The sequence below is a fragment of the Dermacoccus sp. UBA1591 genome (genome assembly GCF_002322065.1).
Lineage (GTDB): Bacteria > Actinomycetota > Actinomycetes > Actinomycetales > Dermatophilaceae > Dermacoccus > Dermacoccus nishinomiyaensis.
On sequence record NZ_DCNR01000045.1, the window covers coordinates 375 to 7,014 of the forward strand.

Here is a 6,640-nt window from a genome sequence, read left to right on the forward strand (position 1 = left end):
TGTGGATCAGGGTGCCCGGCCGTCACACCTGGGGATGGCCGTCAGGCGTCGGAGCTGCTCGAACCGCTCGAGCTCGAACCGGAACTGGAGCTCGAGCTCGTGCCGGAGGAACGGCTGTCGGTGCGGTAGAAACCCGCCCCCTTGAACGTCACGCCGACGCTGTTGAACACCTTGCGCAGCGGGCCGCCGCACTCGGGGCACGTCGTGAGAGCGGGGTCGTCGAACGACTGGCGCGCCTCGAAACCGTGGCCGCATTCCTTGCACGCGTAGGCGTAGGTGGGCATCGTCATTCCTTCTCTCGTGCCGGCGGGCGGCGCTGGTTCGACTGCGACATGGTAAGGCAGCGTCAGGGTCAGGCAGGCGCACGTCGCTCATGTGCGGGGCGCGGTGGGCATGCGCCAACCTGCGAGGCGTCCGCCCTCGCTCACCTCGCGGAAGCGGGCGAGGGTACGAGCGCGCACCGCCTCCTTCGTCACGACGAGCAGTTGATCGCCGGCGCGCAGCACGCTGCGCTCACCGGGCACGTAGCTGCGCTCGCCGTTGACGACGAGGGTGACGTTCGCGCCGACCGGTAGGCGCAGCTCGTACAGCATGACGCCCACGAGCTGCGAGTGCTCGCCGACCTTGACGTGCAGCATGTCGGCGCGCAGGTCCGTCAGCGGCGTGTTCTCGACCTCGAGCTCGACGGCGTGCGCGTCGTTGCCGATGCCGAGCACGCGGGCGACGAGCGGCAGCGTCGGGGCCTGCAGGAACGTGAAGACGACGACGAGGACGAAGACGAGGTCGAAGATCCAGCGCATCTGCTCGGCGCCCGCGGTCAGCGGCACCGTCGCGAGGACGACCGGCACCGCGCCGCGAAGACCTGCCCATGACAGGAACACCTGCTCGCGCCAGGAGAAGCCGAACGGCGTCATCGACGCGATGATCGAGGCGGGGCGGGCGAGCAGGAGCAGGACGAAGCCGACGACCATGGCGGGCACGAACTGGTCCATGAGGCGGCTGGGGGAGGCGAGCAGGCCGAGCAGGACGAACAGGCCGATCTGCGCGAGCCACCCCATCGCCTGCCCGAAGCCGCGCACGGCCTGACGGTGGGGGATCGGCATGTTGCCGAGGACGAGCGCCGCGAGGTAGGTCGCCATGAAGCCGCTCGTGTGGACGACGGACGCCGCGGCATAGGCGAGGACACCCCCGGCGACGACGCCGATTGCGAACAGACCTGACGAGCCGGGCGCGATGCGCTGCGAGAGGGCGCCGAGCACCCAGCCGACAGCGAGGCCGACGAGCGCGCCACCGGCGAGTTCGAACACCGCCATCCCGGCGAGGGAGAGGACGCCGTGGTGCTCGCCGCCGGGCACCACCTCGTCCGCGAGGGCGACGACGAGCAGCACGACGGGCGCGTCGTTGAAGCCCGACTCGGCCTCGAGCACGCCAGCGAGGCGATGCGGCAGCGGCACCTTGCGCAGCACCGAGAACACGGCCGCGGCGTCCGTCGAGGAGACGATGGCGCCGAGCAGCAGCGACGTCTTCCAGTCGAAGTCGAGCAGGAGGTGCGTCGCCGAACCGACGACCGCGACGGAGACGAGCACGCCGAGTGTCGACAGCAGCAGGGCCGGGGCGACGGACGCGCGGATGCTGCTCCACTGCGTCGTCAGACCGCCCTCGATGAGGATGAGGATGAGCGCGCAATAGCCGAGCACCTGCGTGAGGTTCGTGTTCTCGAAGCCGATGCCGAGCCCACCCTCACCGAGAGCGACGCCGATCGCGAGGTAGATGAGCAGCGTCGGCAGCCCCGAGCGGTTGGCGAGGCGGACGGCGGCGACGGCGACGAGCAGGACGAGCGAGCCGACGAGCAGCGTCAGCGGCAGGTCGGCGGTGTCGAACCCGGTGGCGGCGGCGGCTTCGATCATCGGGCCCCCTCCTCAGGTCGGCGTCAGCGGGTGGGTGCGTCGGCGTCGGCTCGGCCTCGTCGCGGGCCGGTGCCTCTCAGTATCCCAGGGCGTCGCCGAAGCGGACGAGGCCGTCCACGGTGAGGGCCGCGTCGACGCGTTCGTCGTGCGCCTCGACCGGGATGCTGGGCGCATCGGGGCCGGTCAGCAGCTCGTCGGGAAAGACGACGGCGACGACGGGTGTGCCCGGCCGTCGGCGCGGCAGGGCGCGGTCGTAGCAGCCGCCGCCCTGGCCGAGGCGTTCGCCGTTCGGGCCGATCGCGAGCGCGGGCGCGATGACGAGGTCGGCGGCCGCGATGCCACCCGTGCCCAGGTCGTCGCCCGTGGCGGCGTCACGCCAGGACAGGTCCAGATCGGCGAGCGTGATCGGCACGAGCAGGCGCCCGCGCGCCCTGACGGCGGCGTTGATCGGTTCGAGGTTCGACTCGCTCGCCAGCGGCTCGAACGAGGTGACGCAGGTGGCGCGTGCCAGCAGCGGTTCGAGGTGATGCAGCAGCGCGAGTCCGTCGGTGTGACGTTGCTCGGGGCTCGTCGCATCACGACGCTCTCGACGCGCGGCGCGAAGTCGTGCGCGCAAATCGCGCTTGGCGACGCGCTCGCGCTCGTCGGGCGTCGGCTCGACGTCGCGCGGAGGTGTCGCGCCGGTCGGTGCATCCGGGGCCCCGTTGTCGGTCATGAGGGCTAGCCTAGGCTCATGACTGAAACGCCGTCCTCCGCTCCTCGCCGTCGCGCGCGCAAGGCCGTCATCCCGGCCGCCGGGCTCGGCACGCGCTTCCTGCCTGCCACGAAGGCCATCCCCAAGGAGATGCTGCCGGTCGTCGACAAGCCGGCCATCCAGTACGTCGTCGAAGAGGCGGTGCGCGCAGGGGTTCCCGACATCCTCACGATCACCGGTCGTTCCAAGGCTGCTCTCGAGGATCACTTCGACCGCCACTGGGAGCTCGAGCGGGCCCTCGAGAAGAAGGGCGACGAGAAGCGCCTCAAGCGTGTGCAGAAGTCGGCCGACCTCGGTGAGGTCCACTTCATCCGCCAGGGCGAGCCGCGCGGCCTCGGCCACGCCGTGCTCGTCGGGCGCAACCACGTCGGCGACGAGCCGTTCGCCGTCCTGCTCGGCGACGACCTCATCGACGAGGACGACCACCTGCTCGAGCAGATGATCGACGTGCAGGCCAAGCACGGCGGGTCGGTCATCGCGCTCATGGAGGTGCCGGACGACCAGATCCACCTCTACGGCTGCGCGGCCGTCGAACCGATCGAGGGCGAGGGCGAAGACGTCGTGCGCGTCACCGGTCTCGTCGAGAAGCCGGCCGCGGGGGAGGCGCCGAGCAACCTTGCGATCATCGGCCGCTACGTGCTCGACCCGTCGATCTTCGCGGTGCTCGAGAAGACGGAGCCGGGACGCGGCGGCGAGATCCAGCTGACGGACGCGCTCGCCGAGCGTGCGAGCGCGACGGGTGAGGGCGCCGGCGTCATCGGTGTCGTCTTCCGCGGCAGCCGTTACGACACGGGCGACCGTCTCGACTACCTCAAGGCCGTCGTGCGTCTCGGCACGCGTCACAACGAGTTCGGTTCCGACTTCCGCTCCTGGCTGCAGGGCTGGGTCGAGACCGACGAGGGCAAGGGGCGCACTCGCACCGAGCGCGGCGCCTGACGCCATCCAGCATGGGGATGACGCCCCGTTCGCAACCGAATCCGGTTGCGAACGGGGCGTTGTCGGTGGTGGGTTGCACAATGGGGGCATGTCGCACGCCCCCGAACTCATCACCGATGCCGAGCACCTCGCGCGCATCCTCGCGGCCGTTCCACGGCTGCCTGCGCGGCGGGTGGCGCTGGCCGACGGCGGCTGGGTCGGTGACGTCCTCGGGCGGGCGCTCGCCGCTGACGTGTGCAGCGGCGTCGACCTGCCGGGGTTCACGAATTCCGCGATGGACGGGTATGCCCTGCGAGCCGAGGACGCTGCGGACGGCGAGCTACCCGTCGTCGGCGACATCCCGGCCGGTGACACACGTGAGCTGACATGCGCGCCGGGTGAGGCCTGGCGCATCATGACGGGCGCGCCGGTGCCGTCGGGGACGACGACGGTGGTGCCGGTCGAGCAGAGCGACGGTGGGCCGGAGCGCGTGCGGTTCACGGGCGAGGTGGAGGACGGGCGCCACATCCGCCGACGCGGCGAGGACGTGCGCATCGGCGACGTGCTGCTGCGCGCCGGGACGATCATCGCACCGCAACACGTCGCCGTCATCGCCTCGGCGGGGGTGGATCACATCGAGGTGGCACCGCGCCCGCGCGTCGTCGTGCTGTCGACGGGGGACGAGCTGCGTCCGGCCGGAGAAGCGCTGCAGCATGGGCAGATCCACGATTCGAACGGGCCGATGCTCGCTGCGCTCGTCGCTGCGGTGGGAGCCGAACTCGGCGAGGTCGCGCACGTGCGTGACGATGCCGGCGAGGTGGCGCGGGTGCTGGAGCGTGCCGTCGCGACGGCTGACGCCGTCATCACGACGGGTGGGGTGAGCGCGGGGGCCTATGACGTCGTCAAGGCCGCGCTGATCGAGGCGGGAGAGGTGACGTTCGACAAGGTCGCGATGCAGCCCGGCAAGCCGCAGGGTTTCGGGCTGCTCGGCGAGCGGGGAGTGCCGGTGTTCACGCTGCCCGGCAACCCGATGAGCACGCTCGTGTCGTTCTGGGTGTTCGTCGCACCCGCGCTCGCGCACATGAGCGGGCGCCCGGCGCCCGTGTGGCGACGCGGCGTCGTGCGTGGCCCGGGGTGGACGTGCCCGCGTGGACGTGCCCAGTACGCGCGGGTCCACGCGGTGCGCGGCGCTGACGGTGAGCTGACGATCCGTGCCAATGCGCGCCAGGGATCGCATCACCTCGGTGAGTTGGGCGAGGCCAACGCGCTCGCGCGCGTGCCGCGAGAGGCCCGCCAGGTCGAGACGGGTGAGATGCTCGACGTGCTCGTGCTCGACGGGCCGATCGACGCGCCCCTGGCGGGCGCCTACGACGAGAACGTGGCGGACGAGAAGGAGTGACATGAGCGACCTCACCCACGTGCGTGGTGACGGCAGCGCGCACATGGTCGACGTCGCGGCGAAGGCCGTGACGCGACGTTCGGCGTCAGCGGCGGGGCGCGTGCTGCTGAGCGAGCGCGCCGTGGCGGCGCTGCGTGACGGTGACGTGCCCAAGGGCGACGCCCTCGCCGTCGCACGCATCGCGGGGTTGCAGGCGGCCAAGCGCACCCCTGACCTCATTCCGCTCGCCCACCCGATCGCGGTGCACGGTGTCGAGGTCGACCTCGACGTCACCGACGACGGCGTCGACATCCGCGCCACCGTCGTCACCGCGGATCGCACCGGCATCGAGATGGAGGCGCTGACCTGTGTGAGCGTCGCGGCGCTCGCGCTCATCGACATGGTCAAGGCCGTCGACAAGCACGCACGCATCACCGACGTGCGCGTCACGGCGAAGTCGGGTGGGCGCAGCGGTGACTGGCATGAGTGAACGGCGCGCCGCCGTCGTCACGTGCTCGACGCGGGCCGCGCAGGGGATCTACACCGACGCGACCGGGCCCGTCATCGCGGCATGGCTACGTGAGCGGGGGTGGACGGTCGACGCGCGACTCGTCGCCGACGGGCCGGCGGTGGGCGACGCGCTCGGTGACGCGCTCGCGCTCGGGTGCCGCGTCGTCGTCACGACCGGCGGGACGGGCGTCTCGCCGAGCGACGCGACGCCGGAGCAGACGCGGCCGTACCTCACGATGCAGCTCAGCGGCGTCGAGGAGGCGTTGCGTGCGAAGGGTGTGGCCGCAGGGGTGGCGACGGCCGTCCTTTCGCGTGGGCTCGCCGGCATCGCGGACGGCGCCGCGGGGCGCGCGTTCGTCGTCAACCTGCCTGGCTCGCGTGGCGGAGTGGCCGACGGTCTCGACGTGCTCGACGGCATCCTCGAGCACGTCATGGCGCAGCTCGACGGAGGCTCGCACTGATGGGTCCGGGCACGTGGCCCGTCACGCTGCGGCGGCGCTATCGCGGCGGTGAGCTGGGGTTGCGTCCGTTGCATCCCCGTCGGGATCTGCAGGAGTGGAGTGCGCTGCGCGCCGCGAACCGCCGGTGGACGGGCCCCTGGGATTCGACGAACCCCTACCCCGAGCCGGCGCTGGGCTTCAAGGCGGCCGTCAAGGAGCAGAACGCGGAGGCACGCGCGGGTCGGTTGTTGCCGTGGGCGATGACGTGGAACGGTGCCCTGGCCGGGCAGGTGCACATCTTCACGATCGTGCGTGGGGCGCAGCAGGGCGGCACGATCGGCTACTGGATCGGTGAACGCTTCGCCGGGCACGGCCTGACGCCCATGGCCGTCGCGATGGCCGCCGACCACGCGTTCGGTGTGGAGCGCTTGCACCGCCTCGAGATCAACGTGCGCCCCGACAACGCGAACTCGCTGCGCGTCGTCGAAAAGCTCGGCTGGCGTGACGAAGGCGTGCGCCGCGAGTTCCTCCACATCGACGGCGCGTGGCGCGACCACCGCTCGTTCGCACTGCTGCGCCACGAGGTCGACGGCACGCTCGTGCAGCGTGTGGAGAATCTCGAGCGATCGGGCTCCGGCGACACTGTTGACACTGTCGACTCGCCACAGCCCCTCGGACGCATCGACCCCGTCTGACCCGCCTTGAGCCTGCCTGATTCCTCGGACCCCCGACCCCC

The 6,640-nt window shown here is 71.5% G+C and carries 8 protein-coding genes; 5 read left to right on the forward strand and 3 right to left on the reverse strand.

Going from position 1 to position 6,640, the window contains the following annotated elements; genetic code table 11:
* Positions 1 to 41 precede the first annotated feature (41 nt).
* From B2284_RS04835 to B2284_RS04845, 3 genes are all read right to left on the reverse strand, one after another.
* Positions 42 to 284: an FmdB family zinc ribbon protein gene (locus B2284_RS04835; protein ID WP_038571495.1), complete on the reverse strand. Its 243-nt coding sequence runs from the start codon at positions 282 to 284 to the stop codon at positions 42 to 44.
* Between the two features lie 87 nt (positions 285 to 371).
* The gene (locus B2284_RS04840; RefSeq protein ID WP_038569220.1) at positions 372 to 1,907 is read right to left on the reverse strand and encodes a potassium/proton antiporter; all 1,536 of its coding nucleotides are present in this window, start codon (positions 1,905 to 1,907) and stop codon (positions 372 to 374) included.
* A gap of 76 nt (positions 1,908 to 1,983) precedes the next feature.
* The gene (locus tag B2284_RS04845; protein ID WP_115297367.1) at positions 1,984 to 2,622 is read right to left on the reverse strand and encodes a 5-formyltetrahydrofolate cyclo-ligase; all 639 of its coding nucleotides are present in this window, start codon (positions 2,620 to 2,622) and stop codon (positions 1,984 to 1,986) included.
* Between the two features lie 18 nt (positions 2,623 to 2,640).
* Between B2284_RS04845 and galU the strand changes: the two genes are divergently transcribed.
* From galU to B2284_RS04870, 5 genes are all read left to right on the forward strand, one after another.
* Entirely contained in the window at positions 2,641 to 3,597 is a 957-nt protein-coding gene (gene galU, locus B2284_RS04850) for a UTP--glucose-1-phosphate uridylyltransferase GalU (protein ID WP_038569218.1), read from the forward strand.
* Between the two features lie 88 nt (positions 3,598 to 3,685).
* Positions 3,686 to 4,975 (forward strand): molybdopterin molybdotransferase MoeA, encoded by a 1,290-nt coding sequence (locus tag B2284_RS04855; protein ID WP_286697261.1) that lies wholly within the window; start codon positions 3,686 to 3,688, stop codon positions 4,973 to 4,975.
* A 1-nt stretch (position 4,976) separates the two neighbouring features.
* Entirely contained in the window at positions 4,977 to 5,444 is a 468-nt protein-coding gene (gene moaC, locus B2284_RS04860) for a cyclic pyranopterin monophosphate synthase MoaC (RefSeq protein ID WP_006943919.1), read from the forward strand.
* Positions 5,437 to 5,925, forward strand: coding sequence for a MogA/MoaB family molybdenum cofactor biosynthesis protein (locus tag B2284_RS04865; protein WP_074040827.1), 489 nt, complete (start codon positions 5,437 to 5,439; stop codon positions 5,923 to 5,925). The genes moaC and B2284_RS04865 overlap by 8 nt, the downstream gene beginning before the upstream one ends.
* The gene (locus tag B2284_RS04870) at positions 5,925 to 6,599 is read left to right on the forward strand and encodes a GNAT family N-acetyltransferase (RefSeq protein WP_074040828.1); all 675 of its coding nucleotides are present in this window, start codon (positions 5,925 to 5,927) and stop codon (positions 6,597 to 6,599) included. The genes B2284_RS04865 and B2284_RS04870 overlap by 1 nt, the downstream gene beginning before the upstream one ends.
* Positions 6,600 to 6,640: the final 41 nt, after the last annotated feature.

Coding starts and splice junctions, on each gene's coding strand:
- moaC (WP_006943919.1), top strand. CDS start 4,977: ATGAGCGACCTCACCCACGTGCGTGGTGACGGCAGCGCGCACATGGTC.
- B2284_RS04870 (WP_074040828.1), top strand. CDS start 5,925: ATGGGTCCGGGCACGTGGCCCGTCACGCTGCGGCGGCGCTATCGCGGC.
- B2284_RS04845 (WP_115297367.1), bottom strand. CDS start 2,622: ATGACCGACAACGGGGCCCCGGATGCACCGACCGGCGCGACACCTCCG.
- B2284_RS04855 (WP_286697261.1), top strand. CDS start 3,686: ATGTCGCACGCCCCCGAACTCATCACCGATGCCGAGCACCTCGCGCGC.
- B2284_RS04840 (WP_038569220.1), bottom strand. CDS start 1,907: ATGATCGAAGCCGCCGCCGCCACCGGGTTCGACACCGCCGACCTGCCG.
- B2284_RS04835 (WP_038571495.1), bottom strand. CDS start 284: ATGCCCACCTACGCCTACGCGTGCAAGGAATGCGGCCACGGTTTCGAG.
- galU (WP_038569218.1), top strand. CDS start 2,641: ATGACTGAAACGCCGTCCTCCGCTCCTCGCCGTCGCGCGCGCAAGGCC.
- B2284_RS04865 (WP_074040827.1), top strand. CDS start 5,437: ATGAGTGAACGGCGCGCCGCCGTCGTCACGTGCTCGACGCGGGCCGCG.